This window comes from Metabacillus sp. KUDC1714, assembly GCF_014217835.1.
In the GTDB taxonomy this organism is placed as follows: Bacteria; Bacillota; Bacilli; order Bacillales; family Bacillaceae; genus Metabacillus; species Metabacillus rhizosphaerae.
In genome coordinates this window covers 25,363-41,573 of the sequence record NZ_CP055263.1, presented here as the reverse complement: position 1 = coordinate 41,573, position 16,211 = coordinate 25,363, and the positions used below count along the sequence as shown (strand labels likewise).

Here is a 16,211-nt window from a genome sequence, read left to right as displayed (position 1 = left end):
GAAAATCTTGTGTTGAATAAGCATCAGTTAGTTGCCTACTCTGAAAAAAGAGCACGTTCTTTTATACTAGCTAGAGGTTGATGAATGCACTTCACTTGCGTATTTCTTATTTAGGAGGTAATAAAATGACAGAAAACCGACACCAATCGTTAGGTCTAACCGATAAAGATGTGTTAAATATGTATGAAACAATGCTATTGGCAAGAAAAATAGATGAGCGGATGTGGCTATTAAATCGATCAGGGAAAATCCCTTTTGTTATTTCTTGTCAAGGTCAAGAAGCAGCTCAGGTCGGTGCAGCATTTGCCTTAGATCGTCATGAGGATTATGTTCTTCCGTATTATCGTGATATGGGAGTTGTTTTAACGTTTGGCATGACAGCAAAGGATCTGATGTTATCTGGATTTGCAAAGGCAGAGGATCCGAATTCAGCTGGAAGACAAATGCCAGGTCACTTTGGTCAAAAGAAAAACCGAATTGTTACAGGTTCATCACCGGTTACTACGCAAGTACCCCATGCTGTTGGTATAGCATTAGCAGGTAAAATGCAGAAGAAGAATCTTGTTACATTTGTAACCTTTGGAGAAGGTTCTTCAAACCAAGGCGACTTCCATGAAGGAGCTAATTTTGCTGCCGTTCATAAATTACCAGTTATCTTAATGTGTGAAAACAACAAATATGCCATTTCGGTTCCATATGACAAACAGGTTGCTTGTGAAAAAATTTCTGACCGTGCAATTGGCTATGGTATGCCTGGCGTAACAGTGGATGGAAATGATCCACTTGAAGTATATGCTGTTGTAAAAGAAGCTGCTGATCGTGGTCGTCGTGGTGAGGGTCCGACCTTAATAGAAACAATTTCGTATCGACTAACACCACATTCAAGTGATGATGATGATAGTAGCTATCGGGAGCAGGATGAAGTAGCAGAAGCAAAGAAAGATGATCCAGTCCTTAAGTTTTCTAGATATTTAAAAGAAGTTGGCGTTCTTTCTGAGGAAATTGAAAAAGAGATGATAGATAGCATTATGGACGTCATAAATGAAGCTACTGATTATGCAGAAGCGGCGCCGTATGCAAATCCAGAAGATGCATTAAAATACGTTTATGCAGAGTAAGGGGGAAGAAAGATGGCTGTTATTTCATATATAGATGCCATTACAATGGCAATGCATGAAGAGATGGAGCGAGACGAAAAAGTATTCGTTCTTGGAGAAGATGTTGGCAGAAAGGGTGGAGTGTTTAAAGCGACAGCAGGGTTGTATGAAAAATTTGGAGAAGAACGTGTTATGGATACACCACTTGCAGAATCTGCAATCGCAGGAGTTGGAATTGGTGCAGCAATGTATGGAATGAGACCGATTGCTGAAATGCAATTTGCTGACTTTATTATGCCTGCAGTAAATCAAATTGTTTCGGAAGCAGCAAAAATTCGTTATCGTTCCAACAACGATTGGAGCTGTCCAATAACAATACGTGCCCCTTTTGGTGGTGGTGTTCATGGAGCTTTGTATCATTCACAATCAGTAGAAGCTGTTTTTGCTAATCAGCCTGGCTTGAAAATTGTCATTCCTTCAACACCATATGATGCAAAAGGTTTATTAAAAGCTGCCATTCGTGATGATGACCCTGTATTATTTTTTGAGCATAAGCGAGCGTATCGCTTAATCAAAGGTGAGGTACCTGTAGATGATTATGTTCTGCCTATTGGTAAAGCAGATGTGAAACGAGACGGAGAAGACATTACAGTAATTACATACGGTCTATGTGTGCATTTTGCCCTACAAGCTGCTGAACGACTAGCTAATGATGGCATTAGTACACATGTTTTAGATTTAAGAACAATCTACCCTTTAGACAAAGAGGCGATTATTGAAGCTGCATCGAAAACCGGTAAAGTACTTCTTATAACAGAAGACAATAAAGAAGGCAGTGTTATTAGTGAGGTTTCAGCTATTATTGCCGAAAATTGCTTGTTTGATTTAGATGCTCCAATCATGAGATTAGCGGGTCCTGATACCCCAGCGATGCCGTACGCACCTACAATGGAAAAATTCTTTATGATTAATCCAGATAAAGTGGAGGAAGCAATGCGTAAACTTGCTGAATTTTAACTTTTCTAAGAAAAAACATATAAAGTTAGCAACTTACTATTACGTAAGTAGATCGAGATGGCATTAACAAGTCATCAGCATTTTACAAAACGTAGGTCTTGTATAGATGCATACAAGATAGCCTTTAACAAAGGAGGTTTCACAGTGGCAATTGAACAAATTAAAATGCCCCAGTTAGGTGAGAGCGTAACAGAAGGTACTATAAGTAACTGGCTCGTTTCTGTAGGTGATAAGGTAAACAAATATGATCCACTTGCAGAAGTGATGACAGATAAAGTTAATGCCGAGGTTCCATCTTCCTTTAGCGGTGTTATTAAAGAAATAATAGCTGAAGAAGGTACAACATTGGATGTTGGAGAAATTATTTGCACCATTGAAATAGAGGGTCAAGAAGCAGTCTCAGAAACTCCAGTTGAGGTGAATAGCGAATCTATTGAACCAGTTGAAGCGCAAGCACAAACTGAAAAACAAGAGGTTCAATCAAATAAAAAACGTTATTCTCCTGCTGTGCTCCGTTTAGCTCAGGAAAATGATATAGACTTAGAACAAGTGAATGGTTCAGGAGCTGGCGGTAGGATTACTAGAAAGGACCTTTTACAACTAATTGAACGTGGATCGATTCCTAAAACTGGAGCTGCAAATCAAGATGATGCTCCTAAACCAACGGCTGTGCCAACTCTTCAACCAGGAATCGAACAAACCCACACTCATACTACTGCATCAACCGTGCCAGGCGACATAGAAATCCCTATTTCAGGAGTTCGCAAAGCAATTGCAGCGAATATGGTTCGAAGTAAGCATGAAGCGCCACATGCTTGGATGATGGTTGAAGTAGATGCAACAAATCTTGTTGAGTATCGCAATTCCATAAAGGATGAATTTAAGAAAAAAGAGGGCTACAACTTAACGTTCTTTGCCTTTTTCGTAAAAGCTGTGGCACAAGCATTAAAAGAATTCCCGCAAATTAATTCGATGTGGGCTGGAGAAAAAATTATTCAGAAAAAGGATATTAATCTCTCTATTGCTGTTGCAACTGAAGATTCCTTGTTTGTACCAGTTATTAAAGCAGCTGATGAAAAAACAATAAAAGGAATTGCTAGAGAGATTACAGAATTAGCGAACAAAGTGCGAACTGGAAAATTAACACCAGATGATATGCAAGGCGGCACATTTACTGTAAATAACACAGGTTCATTCGGGTCTGTGCAATCAATGGGAATCATTAATTACCCTCAAGCGGCAATTTTACAGGTAGAAACAATTGTAAAACGACCTGTTGTCATGAACAATGGAATGATAGCCGTTCGTGATATAGTAAATTTATGTATGTCGCTTGATCACCGTGTGATAGATGGATTAATTTGTGGACGGTTCTTAGCACGTGTGAAAGAAATTTTAGAAAATGTATCTAAAGAAACAACTTCTATTTATTAAAAAAGGCTGTTTTCGCAAACTTTGTTGCTATTTACCAAGTATGCGGTGAGGTTGATTTCCGCTGCAGATGCTCGCTTTCCGCGGGGCGGGCGGTGAGCCTCCTCGGCGTAAACGCCTGTGGGCTCTCACCTGTCCCGCTACTCCCGCAGGAGTCTCGCACTGCCGCTCCAATCAACCTTAAATAGTTTTCGTTTTAAAAGAAACAATCTATTAGAAAAGAGCCTTTTAAAAAAATAAAATGTAAGATGAAACAGACTAATAAGGGTCAGAACATTCAACTCCATATATAGCATTTACTGAAGTAAAGCTTTATATATGGTTTGAGGGTCTGACCCTTTGTGTTTACTTTTCTCTTCAAATGAATCTTTAGCTAGAACTTCATTGCTGATGGTGAAAAATTATAATAAAATAAAATTGTAGAACTTTTATATTTTTTATAAATGAAAGCGCTTATCAAAAGTTATTTATTCTGAATCGTTTAGTAAATGTAGTAGATCATGAATTTTTCAACAAGAGGGTGGACTTTCGAATAGGAACACTTCATGGGGAGGAACTAGGCATGATACATACAAAGGGGAATTGGAACGATTGGAAAGCTGAGGCTGAAAAAGCATTAAGGGGAAAGATGTTTGAAAGTCTAAGTTCAACTACATACGAAGGTATTAAGCTAAAGCCATTATATGCAAAAGGGGATTATGATTCTAGGAAACTGCCAATAATACATGATCATCGCGAATCGAATGATTGGAATATTAGTCAAGTTATTTTAGCTGAAAATAGCCATGAGTTGAGTGAGATGATAAAACAAGCTAAGAATAAGGGGCAGAGCTCATTTTATCTAGATAATGTTCAGTGTCTAAAAAAAATTGTGGACTTAGATGTTGCTTTTTTGCACATCGACTGGCTAAATGATTCCTTTCTTTTTGATGTAGGAGAAGACATTGGTTTTATACCTCTGTTTCTTCAATCTCGTAAAAAGAGAAATGAACTAAAGAACCTAAAAGGAACTTTAAGTTTTGACCCGTATGAAAGCATTTTAATTAGTGGCGAAGAAGATATAAGGTCTGTTAAAACACAATTTGATTATCTTGCTGATACGATAAAGTGGTGTCAAATGCATGAGTGTGAAGTACGCTGTTTACTGATTAAAGGTGACCTTTATCATGAAGCAGGGGCCCATGCACTTCAAGAGCTGAACTACACCTTCTCACATGCACTTGATGTGATAAATGAGCTGCTAAATCGTGGTATAACTATAGATATCATTGCTAAAAACATAACTTTTTCTTTTGCGATAGGGTCTAATTTTTTTATGGAAATTGCTAAATTTCGAGCAGCAAAGCAATTATGGGCATCACTTATACATGCATTAGGAGGAAACAAAGAATCACAGAAAATGTATCTTCATGCAAGAACCTCGATATTTAATAAGACAGGTTATGATGTTCATGTAAATCTTTTACGCACAACAACTGAAGGTTTTGCGGCAGCTGTAGCAGGTGTCGATGAATTATCTATCTATCCTTTTGATTATGTTTTGCCGAGTAGAGGAGAACTAGGAGAAAGAATTGCAAGAAATACTCAATTTATTTTAAAAGAGGAAAACTTACTTTTTAGTGTCATCGATCCAGCAGGAGGATCTTATTATGTAGAAACGTTAACAAATGAGCTGGCAGAACGAGCCTGGAAAGAAATAATAGAGATCGATGAAAAAGGAGGCTTTCTCCACCTATTAAAAGAGGGTGAACCTCAAAAAGAACTTGAAACAATATTTGAAAAAAGAGTAGATGATGTTAATAAGAGTAAAACAACGGTTATTGGGACGAATGCATTTGCGAACCTTTCCGATCAAGTTGAAGCGACGTTACAAGGTATTAAACAAGCAAAAGAACATCACACAGATACCAAACAAGTTACAACATTTCAAAATGCGTATATTTTTGTTAATAAGAATAAGGAAGTACCAATTGTAAAAACTCAAAATCTACTTGAACAGATAAAGATAACTCCTATTAAAACTAGACGTCTTGTAGAGCATTTTGAGCAGTTAAGAATTGCTGCTGAAACATACGTTAAAAAAAATCATCAACAATTAAAAGTTGACGTTATTGTTTTTGGGAGATTAAAAGATTATAAGCCCCGACTTGACTTCGTGACAGGCTTACTTGCTTCAGGTGGAATAACGGTAGAGGTTGTTTCATATGATCAGTTTTCATCATACCCTAATGGTAATGTGATTATCTTCTGTGGAAATGACGAGGGTTATAATAAAATTGATTCTTCTTTTATTAGTAAGATAAAGGAAGGAAAGAAATCAGTTCATCTATTTATCACCGGGAATGGTCATGAGAAGAAAATGGCGGAGTATGGGTTAAATGGTGTTATCACTACAAACATGAATGCGTATAAATTCCTAGTCACTATTCATCACTTAATGGGGGTTGGAAATTGATGAAACGTCGAACTATTACTGAGGCAAAGCTTATAAAACCGACAGCATCTCAGGATCCTTCTCCATCATTTTTCAATACACATGAGCAAATACGAGTGAAAAATAAATACGATTCAACGGACCTTGAAAAAATCGAGCATTTGGATACATTTCCAGGGACGTATCCTTATTTACGTGGGCCTTATGCGACAATGTATGTGAATAAGCCATGGACAATTAGACAGTATGCTGGATTTTCAAGTGCAGAAGAAAGTAATGCCTTTTACAAAAGAAACTTAGAGATGGGACAAAAGGGCCTATCCGTTGCCTTTGATTTGGCAACACATCGCGGCTATGATTCTGATCATCCTCGGGTAGAAGGAGATGTTGGAAAGGCAGGAGTGGCTATTGACTCCATTCAAGATATGAAGCTATTATTTGATGGAATTCCTTTAGATGAAATGTCGGTTTCAATGACAATGAATGGTGCGGTCTTGCCAATTATGGCATTTTATATCGTAACAGCAGAAGAGCAAGGAGTAGCAAAGGAAAAGCTATCAGGTACGATTCAAAATGATATTTTAAAAGAATATATGGTTCGTAATACATATATTTATCCGCCAGAAACATCAATGAGAATTATTGGCGATATTTTTGAGTATACGTCGAAAAATATGCCAAAGTTTAATAGTATAAGTATCTCTGGCTACCACATGCAGGAAGCAGGAGCACCAGCAGATCTTGAGCTCGCTTATACATTGTCAGATGGTCTTGAGTATATACGAACTGGCTTAAAGGCTGGTCTTGATATTGATCAATTTGCACCTCGATTATCGTTTTTTTGGGCGATTGGGATGAATTATTTCATGGAAGTAGCCAAAATGAGAGCAGCACGTTATATGTGGTCATCCATCGTTAAGAAGTTTAATCCTAAAAATCCAAAATCCCTTGCATTGCGAACACATTCTCAGACTTCAGGATGGAGTTTAACTGAGCAGGATCCTTTTAATAACGTTGTTCGAACATGTATCGAGGCACATGCAGCGGTAATGGGACATACCCAATCCCTCCATACGAATGCATTAGATGAGGCGATCGCATTACCAACTGATTTTTCCGCGAGAATTGCTCGAAATACACAGTTGTATTTACAGCATGAAACCGGAATCTGTGATGTGATTGATCCATGGGGAGGCTCTTACTTTGTAGAATCCTTAACAGATTCACTCATTGAACGCGCGACAAAGCATATGGCTGAGATTGAACAGCTTGGTGGTATGACGAAAGCGATTGAAACAGGTCTTCCAAAAATGAAAATAGAGGAGGCGGCTGCGAGAAGGCAGGCGAAAATTGATTCAGGAAAAGAAACAATAATTGGAGTGAATAAATTTAAGCTTGAAAAAGAGGACCCGCTTGATATTTTGTCGATCGATAATACAGAGGTAAGAAAAAAGCAAATTCAAAGAATAAATGAAGTAAAAGCAAAGCGAAATGATGAGCTTGTGAATAAAGCCTTGCAAAAAATAACGACTGCAACCGCCAATGGTGAAGGAAATCTTTTAGAGCTAGCTGTTGAAGCAGCACGCCAGCGAGCAACACTTGGTGAAATTTCATATGCAATTGAAAAGGTTAGTAAACGCCATCAAGCAATGATTCGTTCAATTAGTGGAGTTTATAGCTCGGAATTTTCAAACGAAGAAGAAATAACCAAGGTGAGAGAGAAAACAGATCAATTTTATGAGCTTGAGGGAAGACGTCCAAGAATTCTCATTGCAAAGATGGGCCAGGACGGACATGATCGAGGAGCCAAGGTAATCGCAACAGCATTTGCTGATTTGGGCTTTGATGTAGATATCGGGCCACTCTTCCAAACACCTGCTGAAACTGCCGTACAAGCGGTAGAAAACGATGTTCATGTTGTAGGAATGAGCTCATTAGCAGCTGGCCATAAAACACTTCTTCCCCAACTTATAAATGAATTAAAAAAGTTAGGGAGAGAAGATATAATTGTCATTATTGGCGGTGTGATTCCTTATCAGGATTACGATGAGCTAAAAGAAAAGGGAGCTGCGGAAATATTTGGGCCCGGAACTGTAATACCTGTTGCTGCAACTAAGGTATTAAATAAGATCCTTGAGAGATTGGGCTATGAGGAAATTGAAGAATGACGAAATATATTCGAAAAAGCAATGAAATGGCTACAAACGAGTATATTGATGGAATTGTCAAAGGTGACAGAGTTATTTTAGCTCAAGCAATAACACTAGTAGAAAGTAATGCGAAAAGACATTTTGAAAAGGCTCAGCAAATTATCGAAGCACTATTAAAAAAGAGTTCAGGATCGATAAGAATTGGAATTACAGGAGTTCCAGGTGCGGGTAAAAGTACTTTCGTTGACTCATTGGGAACTTATTTATGCCATCTCGGCTTCCGGGTCGCTGTACTCGCTATTGATCCTAGCAGTAACGTATCAAAGGGAAGCATTATGGGCGACAAAACCAGAATGGAAAGATTATCTAGAAACCCACTTGCGTTTATTAGACCTTCCCCTTCAGGAGGAAATCTAGGTGGAGTAAATCGAAAGACGAGAGAAACTATTGCTTTATGTGAAGCAGCTGGATATGATGTCATTCTTGTAGAGACAATGGGTGTAGGGCAAGGTGAATTTGTTGTCCGTGATATGGTAGACTTTTTTATGTTGCTAGTTCTAACAGGTGCAGGGGATGAGCTGCAAACGATGAAAAAAGGGATTATGGAATTACCAGATTTAGTTGTTGTCAATAAGGCTGATGGTGACAATCTTGCAAAAGCCAATAAAGCAAAGCATGAATATAACACGATTCTTCACTTTCTAAAGCCGTATACATCTGGATGGACAACAAGAGCTGTCACAGCATCTGCGTTAAAGGAAACAGGGATTGAAGACATATGGCAGCTAATCCAACAGTTTGAGGCATACACGAAAAAATGCAATATCTTTCATAAAAGAAGAAGTGATCAACAACGAAATTGGCTGCATGATCTACTTAAACAAGAGCTTTATCAGAATTTTTATCAACATCCAAAGGTGAGTCAACAGCTTACTCACTTTGAAAAAGCAGTGATGAACGGTGAAAGAAGTGTTGCAGCAAGTGCACTAGATTTATTAGATCTTTTCGTAAAAGATAAAAATTGAGCGATCTATTTGCTCATTTGATAGAAAGCTTGGTAAAATAAATATATTGAGCGTAAAAGGAGAGGTTTTCATTGAGTATGGATTTTAACTTATTTATGAATGATATCGTACAACAAGCTCGCAAGGAAATTGTTGCAGCTGGATATACTGAACTTACTTCACCAGAAGAAGTAGATGAAACATTAAATAGCAAAGGCACGACTCTAGTAATGGTGAACAGTGTTTGTGGATGTGCTGGTGGGATTGCAAGACCAGCAGCAGCTCATGCTGTACATTATGACAATCGTCCAGATAATCTTGTGACTGTTTTTGCAGGACAGGATAAAGAAGCAACAGCACGAGCTCGTGAATTGTTTACTGGATATCCACCATCATCACCTTCATTTGCTTTACTTAAAGATGGTAAGTTAATGACAATGGTTGAACGTCATGAAATTGAAGGTCATGATCCAATGTCAGTCGTTGCAAAGCTTCAAGCTGCGTTTGATGAGTATTGTGAAGAAGTATAAAATGAGAAAGTAAAAATCAGTAAAAAAGAGGTAGACACACATTGTGTCTACCTCTTTTTTATGTGGGGCAACAATGATTAAAGTATTCTAAAAAAACAAATTGACGAAATATTTTTATAATTACATTTTTATGAATAAATATTGCATAATTATAAACCTGTGTTAAAATACAGAATATCGAATAATTATTAGTGGAAATACACTTATTAAAAAAGTAATGTTGGTTTATAAATTATAGGAGGAAACTATTATGAAAAAATTATCATTGTTTATTATAAGCCTTTTAGTAGTTGGCCTATTAGCAGCTTGTGGGACAAGTACAGATGATGGAAAGGGTTCAACTTCAGGGTCTGAATCAGAAGATAAGAAAGTGTTAAAAATGGCAACTTCAGCTGATTATCCACCATTTGAATATATTGATACAGCTAAAGGTAGTGACATTATCGGTTTTGATATTGATCTTGCAAATGCATTAGCAGAAAAAACTGGTTATGAAATTGAAGTACAGGATATGGATTTTAATAGTTTAATCCCGGCTCTTCAAGCAAAACAAATTGATATCGTGTTATCAGGCATGACACCAACACCAGAGCGTGAAGAGAATGTCGATTTTTCAGATATCTATTACACAGCAAACCATATGATTATTTCTTTGAAGGATAAAGAAATAAAAAGCCTTGAAGAACTTGAAGGAAAAACAATTGGTGTTCAATTAGGTTCGATCCAAGAAGAAAAAGCTACAGAAATATCAGAACAGGTTGACCTGAAAATTGAAAATCGCAATAAAATTTCAGACTTAATTCAAGAATTAAAATCTGGTCGTATTGATGCAGCTATTATTGAAGATCTAGTAGCTAATGGCTATATTGAAAAAGACAAAGATTTAGCAGGCTTTACTCTTAATGCACCTGAAGATGAAGCAGGGTCAGCAATTGCTTTCCAAAAGGATAGTAAATATACAGAAGAATTTAATGAAGCATTAAATGAAATGAAAGAAAATGGAGAACTTGAAGATTTAGTTTCAAAATGGTTCGGTGGCGAAGAATAAGTGATCCACTTTTCTTCTGAAAAATGCAATGGGACTGACAGCTAATAATAGTGTCAGCCCTTTTTTATGAACAGGCACGTACTTAATTTAGATTGAAAGGATTTGGCAGTAGAATGGATATTAACTTTACCTCAATTATTCCATCCTTGCCCTTTATCTTGGAAGGGATTTGGGTAACATTACAAATTGTTGTGCTTTCCTTATTACTTGGTTTTGCATGGGGAATCATTCTAGCTTTATTTAAAATTAGTCGAATAAAACCTTTAATGTGGTTTGCTGATGCATATACATCGATTTTTAGAGGAACACCGTTAGTGTTGCAATTACTTATTATATATTTTGGACTTCCTCAAATACTAGGCTTTCCAATTGATCCTTATCCTGCAGCTGTAGCAGCATTTACGTTAAACTCAGGTGCATATATTTCAGAAATCATTCGTGCGGGAATAAATGCGATTGATAAAGGACAACAAGAAGCATCAATGGCATTAGGTATCCCATATGCAAAGATGATGAAGGATATTATTATGCCTCAAGCATTTAAAAATATTATGCCTGCATTAATGAATGAGTTTATTACTTTAACAAAAGAATCTGCGATCGTAACAGTAATTGGCGTACAGGATATTATGAGACGAGCTTATCAAGTTGGGGCAGATTCTTATAACTACTTTGCTCCATTATTATTCGCAGGTCTAATTTACTATATATTAGTAATGTTTTTAACACTCCTTGGTAAAGGTATAGAAGGGAGAATGAGACGCAGTGATTAAAGTTGAAAATTTGCATAAGTCATATGGGAAGTTAGAGGTATTAAAAGGAATTTCAACAACGATTGCTTCTGGTGAGGTGATTGCAATTATCGGACCATCTGGTTCTGGTAAGTCTACGTTTTTACGTTGTATAAATTTACTTGAAAAACCAACAGATGGAAAAGTGTTGATTAATGATCAAGAAATCACAAATCCAAAAACCGATATTTCAAAGATTCGTCAAAATGTAGGAATGGTGTTTCAGCATTTCTATTTATTCCCACATAAGTCTGTTCTCGATAATTTAACATATGCACCAATGACCGTAAAAGGGCTAACAAAGCAGGAAGCAGAGGAACAAGCGAAAACCTTATTAAACAAAGTAGGACTCCTCGAAAAGGCTTCGGAATATCCAAATCGTTTATCTGGTGGACAAAAACAGCGAGTCGCAATTGCAAGAGCTCTTGCAATGAATCCTGATGTTATTTTGTTTGATGAGCCTACTTCAGCTCTAGATCCAGAAATGGTAAAGGAAGTACTTGAAGTAATGAAGGATTTGGCGCAAACAGGTATAACAATGGCGATTGTTACACATGAAATGGGCTTTGCTAAAGAGGTTGCTGATCGTGTTCTTTTCCTTGATGGCGGAAAGCTAGTTGAGGATGCTCCACCAAGTGAGTTCTTTACTGCACCAAAAACAAAACGAGCACAAGAATTTTTAGAACAAATGCTATAAAATACATGAAAAAAGGTGGTCTGTTGATCATCTTTTTTCTATTTTACCTATATTTAGTGTAAACTATTTTTCATATAAACAATTTAAATTTTTAACAATTCAAATCGAGGAGATTTCTTATGTTTAAGATTGGTTATCGGACTGTAAAAACAGCTCTTGGAACAACCATAGCTGTAATGCTTGCACAATATCTTCAGCTAGATAATTATATTTCTGCCGGAATTATAACAATTTTATGTATAAAAGTGACCAAGAAAAAATCTCTCAAAAGCTCTTGGGCAAGGTTACTTGCATGTACGATAGCGATCATTTTTTCATTCATCTTTTTTGAAGGTCTCACCTATCATCCAATTATTATTGGAATTATGTTGTTAGTTTTTATCCCTACAACCGTGTTAGTGCGTGCTTCAGAAGGAATTGTCACAAGTGCTGTCATTATTTTTCATTTATACAATGCTGAAAACATCACTCTCCAATTGATTGGTAATGAGTTTATGTTAATCATTATTGGTATTGGTGTAGCTCTCATCATGAATTTATATATGCCAAGTGTTGAATCAAAGCTAAAAAATTATCAACTTCAAGTTGAGGAAAATCTAGCATTAATTTTTCAAGAAATTGAAATGTACCTTACTGATAATGATCGAAAATGGGATGGTAATGAATTAATCAAGACAGCTGAATTATTAAATGAGGCTAAAACAATGGCTTTCCGTGATGTTGAAAATCACTTTTTGCGCCATGAGAATACATATTATCATTATTTTAAAATGAGAGAAAAACAATTTGAAATTATTGAACGAGTGATTCCATTGGTTACTTCTGTGCAAAATTCTGTTGAACAAAGTAAGATGATTGCTGAGTTTATTCATGATCTTCGTATGAATATACATCCTGGAAATACCGCTCATAAATTTCTAGTTCAATTACTCGAAATAAAACAATCTTTTGAAGAGATGGAATTACCTCAAACGCGGGAAGAATTTGAGGTAAGAGCTGCTCTCCTGCATTTTGTCGGAGAAATGGAAAGGTATTTAATCATAAAAAGTCAGTTTAAAGGAATGAATACATAGTATTGTTCTTGCGTTACTCGTTTATATTAAAAGAAAAAGGACGTTGATACGATGAAAACAATGCTTCTTTTTCTTTCAATTATTACATCACCCATTTGGCCGCTAGGACCAAATCCAATAGTTGGTGATCCATTTATTATTATTAACAAGCAATCGAATGAATTAGCTTATATAAATCAAAATGAAATTCAAGAAATATTTCCAGTTGCTACAGGGAAGTCGAATGATCTTACACCAGAAGGTAAGTTTACAGTTATTGTAAAGGCTGTTGATCCATATTATCGGAAAAAGGATATTACTGGAGGCGATCCGAAAAATCCATTAGGCACAAGATGGATCGGGTTTGATGCAGAGGAAACTGATGGCCGGACATATGGAATTCATGGAACTAATAATGAAGATTCAATTGGCCATTATGTAACACAAGGATGTGTAAGAATGAAAAATAAAAATGTTGAAAGCCTCTTTGAAGTTATTCCTTTAGGCACAAGGATATTAATTCTGAATTCTAATGAGACATTTGAAGAGTTAGCGATAAAACATGGAGCTATGAAAAAATGAGTCTGATGCTTGAATCAGACTCATTTTTATTTTTTGAATTGGGGCTGTAATTCCAAAGCTGATACTAACCTATTCAATAAATACATAAGTTTATAATATTCATTCTTCGTATTCTTTTTTGAAGATTTGACCTTAAATTAAAACCAAACCGATACACCAGCAAGCAATGTAGTAACAAGCATGACGCCAATCATTAAATAAACGACAACTTTTTGTGTTTTACGAGACATATTTCTTCACTCCTTATCCTATTATTTTAACGTGAATGGTTCATTTGGACAACACTTAACACTTGTTAAAATTTGAAAGGAATTCGAAGAAAAAGCAGGGATTTCTCACAGGAAGAGAGAAGTTTATTATATCGTGATAACGTTTACATTGTAGGTGGGAGGGATGTTATATGATAAAAAAGATTGATCATATTGGGGTAGCAGTGCATTCGATTGAAGCTGTATTACCATTTTATACAGATGTCTTACAATTAACATTACTTGGTTATGAAGAAATACCTTCACAACAAGTGAAAGTTACTTTTTTATCCGCAGGAGAAACAAAAATTGAATTATTGGAACCGATGTCAGAAGATAGTGCAATTGCCAAATTTCTGTCTAAAAGAGGTGAAGGCATTCATCATATTGCATATGGAGTAACAGATATAACAACACGTATAGCAGAACTTAAAGAAAAAGGAGTTCCACTTATCGATGAGATTCCTCGAGCAGGAGCGGCAAATGCAAAGATCGCTTTTTTACATCCAAAAGCAGCAAATAATGTATTAGTTGAGCTATGTGAAAAACGAGGTGATCATGATGACGATTGATATTTATGAAAAAATTAATGAGCTATATGAAAAGAGGCGTGAAATTGAGCTGGGTGGTGGGGATGAAAAAATTGCGAAGCAGCATGAAAAAGGAAAGCTAACTGCTAGAGAGAGAATTAATCTACTTGTAGATGAAGGATCATTCGTAGAGTTAAATCCATTTATCGAGCATCGTTGTAACGATTTTGGATTAACAGACAAAAAGGGACCTGGAGATGGTGTTGTAACTGGCTTTGGGAAAGTAAATGGTAGACCAATTTATTTATTTTCTCAGGACTTTACTGTATTTGGCGGTGCTCTTGGCGAAATGCATGCAAAAAAAATTGCTGCGGTTATGGATTTAGCTGCAAAAAATGGGACACCGTTTATTGGACTAAATGACTCAGGCGGTGCGAGAATTCAAGAAGGTGTGGTATCATTAGATGGTTACGGACAAATCTTTTATCGCAATACGATCTATTCTGGTGTTATTCCCCAGCTGTCTGTCATTCTAGGTCCTTGTGCAGGTGGTGCAGTTTATTCACCAGCAATTACCGATTTTGTGTTCATGGTGGAAAAATCTAGTCAAATGTTTATTACTGGACCTAAGGTGATTGAAACCGTAACTGGGGAAAAGATAAGCTCTGAGGATTTAGGTGGAGCATATGTACATAATACAATTAGTGGTAATGCACACTTCTCAGGTTCAACTGAAGAAGATGTCTTGCTTCAAGTTCGAGCACTTTTAAGTTATCTGCCGCAGAATAATGATGAAAAACCGCCAATATTGCAGTATGAAGAACATGATGAATACCGCCCAGACTTAACAGAAGTAATTCCTTTTGATGCAGTGCGACCATATGATGTGCGTGTTGTGATTGAGCAGGTTGTTGATAAGGATTCTTTTCTAGAGGTTCAAAAGGATTTTGCAAAAAATATCGTAATCGGCCTAGCGAGAATAAAAGGTGAGGTAATCGGACTTGTCTGTAATCAACCTAAATATATGGCAGGGGGTCTTGATATTAATTCATCCGATAAAGCGGCAAGATTTATCCGCTTTTGTGACTCATTTCAAATCCCACTGATTACATTTGAGGATGTTACAGGTTTCTTCCCAGGAGTTAAGCAAGAACATGGGGGAATTATTCGCCATGGTGCAAAAATCTTATATGCCTATTCTGAGGCTACTGTTCCAAAGCTTACGGTTATTTTACGAAAGGCATATGGTGGAGCGTATGTGGCATTAAACAGTAAATCAATAGGTGCTGACATTGTTTATGCATGGCCAAATGCTGAAATTGCTGTAATGGGTCCACAAGGAGCGGCAAATATTATTTTTTCTAAAGAAATCCAAACGAGTGAAAACCCTGAGGAAATAAGAAAAGACAAAATAGAAGAATATCGTGAAAAATTTGCAAATCCATATGTTGCTGCTAGTCAGGGAATGGTTGACGATGTCATTGACCCACGAGAAACAAGAATCAAGCTTATCCAGGCACTTGACATGCTAAGAACAAAAAAAGAAACAAGACCAGTGAAAAAACATGGGAATATTCCCCTTTAATATTAGGAGGTAAGG

The 16,211-nt window shown here is 36.7% G+C and carries 15 protein-coding genes; 14 read left to right on the top strand and 1 reads right to left on the bottom strand.

All coding sequences use genetic code 11. From position 1 onward, the window contains the following. The first annotated feature begins 125 nt into the window (after positions 1-125). The 12 genes from HUW50_RS00165 (at position 126) to HUW50_RS00110 (ending at position 13,833) form a co-directional block, all read left to right on the top strand. Positions 126-1,118, top strand: coding sequence for a thiamine pyrophosphate-dependent dehydrogenase E1 component subunit alpha (locus HUW50_RS00165; RefSeq protein WP_066330239.1), 993 nt, complete (start codon positions 126-128; stop codon positions 1,116-1,118). A gap of 12 nt (positions 1,119-1,130) precedes the next feature. After that, positions 1,131-2,114: an alpha-ketoacid dehydrogenase subunit beta gene (locus HUW50_RS00160; protein WP_066330238.1), complete on the top strand. Its 984-nt coding sequence runs from the start codon at positions 1,131-1,133 to the stop codon at positions 2,112-2,114. Between the two features lie 144 nt (positions 2,115-2,258). Next, positions 2,259-3,548, top strand: coding sequence for a dihydrolipoamide acetyltransferase family protein (locus HUW50_RS00155; RefSeq protein ID WP_066330237.1), 1,290 nt, complete (start codon positions 2,259-2,261; stop codon positions 3,546-3,548). Positions 3,549-4,107: 559 nt separating this feature from the next. After that, positions 4,108-6,000 (top strand): methylmalonyl-CoA mutase family protein, encoded by a 1,893-nt coding sequence (locus HUW50_RS00150; protein ID WP_185653549.1) that lies wholly within the window; start codon positions 4,108-4,110, stop codon positions 5,998-6,000. Further along, on the top strand, positions 6,000-8,147 hold the full coding sequence (gene scpA, locus HUW50_RS00145; RefSeq protein WP_083964552.1) for a methylmalonyl-CoA mutase: 2,148 nt from the start codon (positions 6,000-6,002) through the stop codon (positions 8,145-8,147). The genes HUW50_RS00150 and scpA overlap by 1 nt, the downstream gene beginning before the upstream one ends. Further along, the gene (gene meaB / locus HUW50_RS00140; protein ID WP_066330235.1) at positions 8,144-9,154 is read left to right on the top strand and encodes a methylmalonyl Co-A mutase-associated GTPase MeaB; all 1,011 of its coding nucleotides are present in this window, start codon (positions 8,144-8,146) and stop codon (positions 9,152-9,154) included. Before scpA ends, meaB begins: the two co-directional genes overlap by 4 nt. A 71-nt stretch (positions 9,155-9,225) precedes the next feature. Then, a complete protein-coding gene (locus HUW50_RS00135) occupies positions 9,226-9,663 on the top strand; it encodes a BrxA/BrxB family bacilliredoxin (RefSeq protein ID WP_066330234.1) in 438 nt (145 codons plus the stop codon). Positions 9,664-9,913: 250 nt separating this feature from the next. Then, positions 9,914-10,711, top strand: coding sequence for a transporter substrate-binding domain-containing protein (locus HUW50_RS00130; RefSeq protein ID WP_066330233.1), 798 nt, complete (start codon positions 9,914-9,916; stop codon positions 10,709-10,711). Positions 10,712-10,824: 113 nt separating this feature from the next. Further along, positions 10,825-11,484, top strand: coding sequence for an amino acid ABC transporter permease (locus tag HUW50_RS00125; RefSeq protein ID WP_066330232.1), 660 nt, complete (start codon positions 10,825-10,827; stop codon positions 11,482-11,484). Continuing rightward, positions 11,477-12,199: an amino acid ABC transporter ATP-binding protein gene (locus HUW50_RS00120; RefSeq protein ID WP_066330229.1), complete on the top strand. Its 723-nt coding sequence runs from the start codon at positions 11,477-11,479 to the stop codon at positions 12,197-12,199. The genes HUW50_RS00125 and HUW50_RS00120 overlap by 8 nt, the downstream gene beginning before the upstream one ends. A 119-nt stretch (positions 12,200-12,318) precedes the next feature. Continuing rightward, positions 12,319-13,272: an aromatic acid exporter family protein gene (locus HUW50_RS00115; protein WP_066330227.1), complete on the top strand. Its 954-nt coding sequence runs from the start codon at positions 12,319-12,321 to the stop codon at positions 13,270-13,272. A 51-nt stretch (positions 13,273-13,323) separates the two neighbouring features. Then, on the top strand, positions 13,324-13,833 hold the full coding sequence (locus tag HUW50_RS00110) for a L,D-transpeptidase (protein WP_066330226.1): 510 nt from the start codon (positions 13,324-13,326) through the stop codon (positions 13,831-13,833). Between the two features lie 137 nt (positions 13,834-13,970). Here HUW50_RS00110 and prli42 read toward each other — a convergent pair whose 3' ends face one another. Then, positions 13,971-14,063 carry a stressosome-associated protein Prli42 gene (gene prli42 / locus HUW50_RS00105; RefSeq protein WP_157094347.1) on the bottom strand — a complete coding sequence of 31 codons (93 nt, stop codon included), beginning with the start codon at positions 14,061-14,063 and terminating at the stop codon, positions 13,971-13,973. A gap of 170 nt (positions 14,064-14,233) precedes the next feature. Here prli42 and mce point away from each other — a divergent pair, with 170 nt between their 5' ends. Beyond that, positions 14,234-14,653: a methylmalonyl-CoA epimerase gene (gene mce / locus HUW50_RS00100; protein WP_066330223.1), complete on the top strand. Its 420-nt coding sequence runs from the start codon at positions 14,234-14,236 to the stop codon at positions 14,651-14,653. Continuing rightward, on the top strand, positions 14,649-16,196 hold the full coding sequence (locus tag HUW50_RS00095) for an acyl-CoA carboxylase subunit beta (RefSeq protein ID WP_066330264.1): 1,548 nt from the start codon (positions 14,649-14,651) through the stop codon (positions 16,194-16,196). Before mce ends, HUW50_RS00095 begins: the two co-directional genes overlap by 5 nt. The last annotated feature ends 15 nt before the right edge of the window (positions 16,197-16,211 follow it).

Bases quoted from the DNA above. Each gene is read 5' to 3' on its own strand.
- HUW50_RS00165 (WP_066330239.1), top strand. From the start codon at position 126: ATGACAGAAAACCGACACCAATCGTTAGGTCTAACCGATAAAGATGTG.
- HUW50_RS00160 (WP_066330238.1), top strand. From the start codon at position 1,131: ATGGCTGTTATTTCATATATAGATGCCATTACAATGGCAATGCATGAA.
- HUW50_RS00150 (WP_185653549.1), top strand. From the start codon at position 4,108: ATGATACATACAAAGGGGAATTGGAACGATTGGAAAGCTGAGGCTGAA.
- scpA (WP_083964552.1), top strand. From the start codon at position 6,000: ATGAAACGTCGAACTATTACTGAGGCAAAGCTTATAAAACCGACAGCA.
- meaB (WP_066330235.1), top strand. From the start codon at position 8,144: ATGACGAAATATATTCGAAAAAGCAATGAAATGGCTACAAACGAGTAT.
- HUW50_RS00130 (WP_066330233.1), top strand. From the start codon at position 9,914: ATGAAAAAATTATCATTGTTTATTATAAGCCTTTTAGTAGTTGGCCTA.
- HUW50_RS00125 (WP_066330232.1), top strand. From the start codon at position 10,825: ATGGATATTAACTTTACCTCAATTATTCCATCCTTGCCCTTTATCTTG.
- HUW50_RS00115 (WP_066330227.1), top strand. From the start codon at position 12,319: ATGTTTAAGATTGGTTATCGGACTGTAAAAACAGCTCTTGGAACAACC.
- HUW50_RS00110 (WP_066330226.1), top strand. From the start codon at position 13,324: ATGAAAACAATGCTTCTTTTTCTTTCAATTATTACATCACCCATTTGG.
- prli42 (WP_157094347.1), bottom strand. From the start codon at position 14,063: ATGTCTCGTAAAACACAAAAAGTTGTCGTTTATTTAATGATTGGCGTC.
- mce (WP_066330223.1), top strand. From the start codon at position 14,234: ATGATAAAAAAGATTGATCATATTGGGGTAGCAGTGCATTCGATTGAA.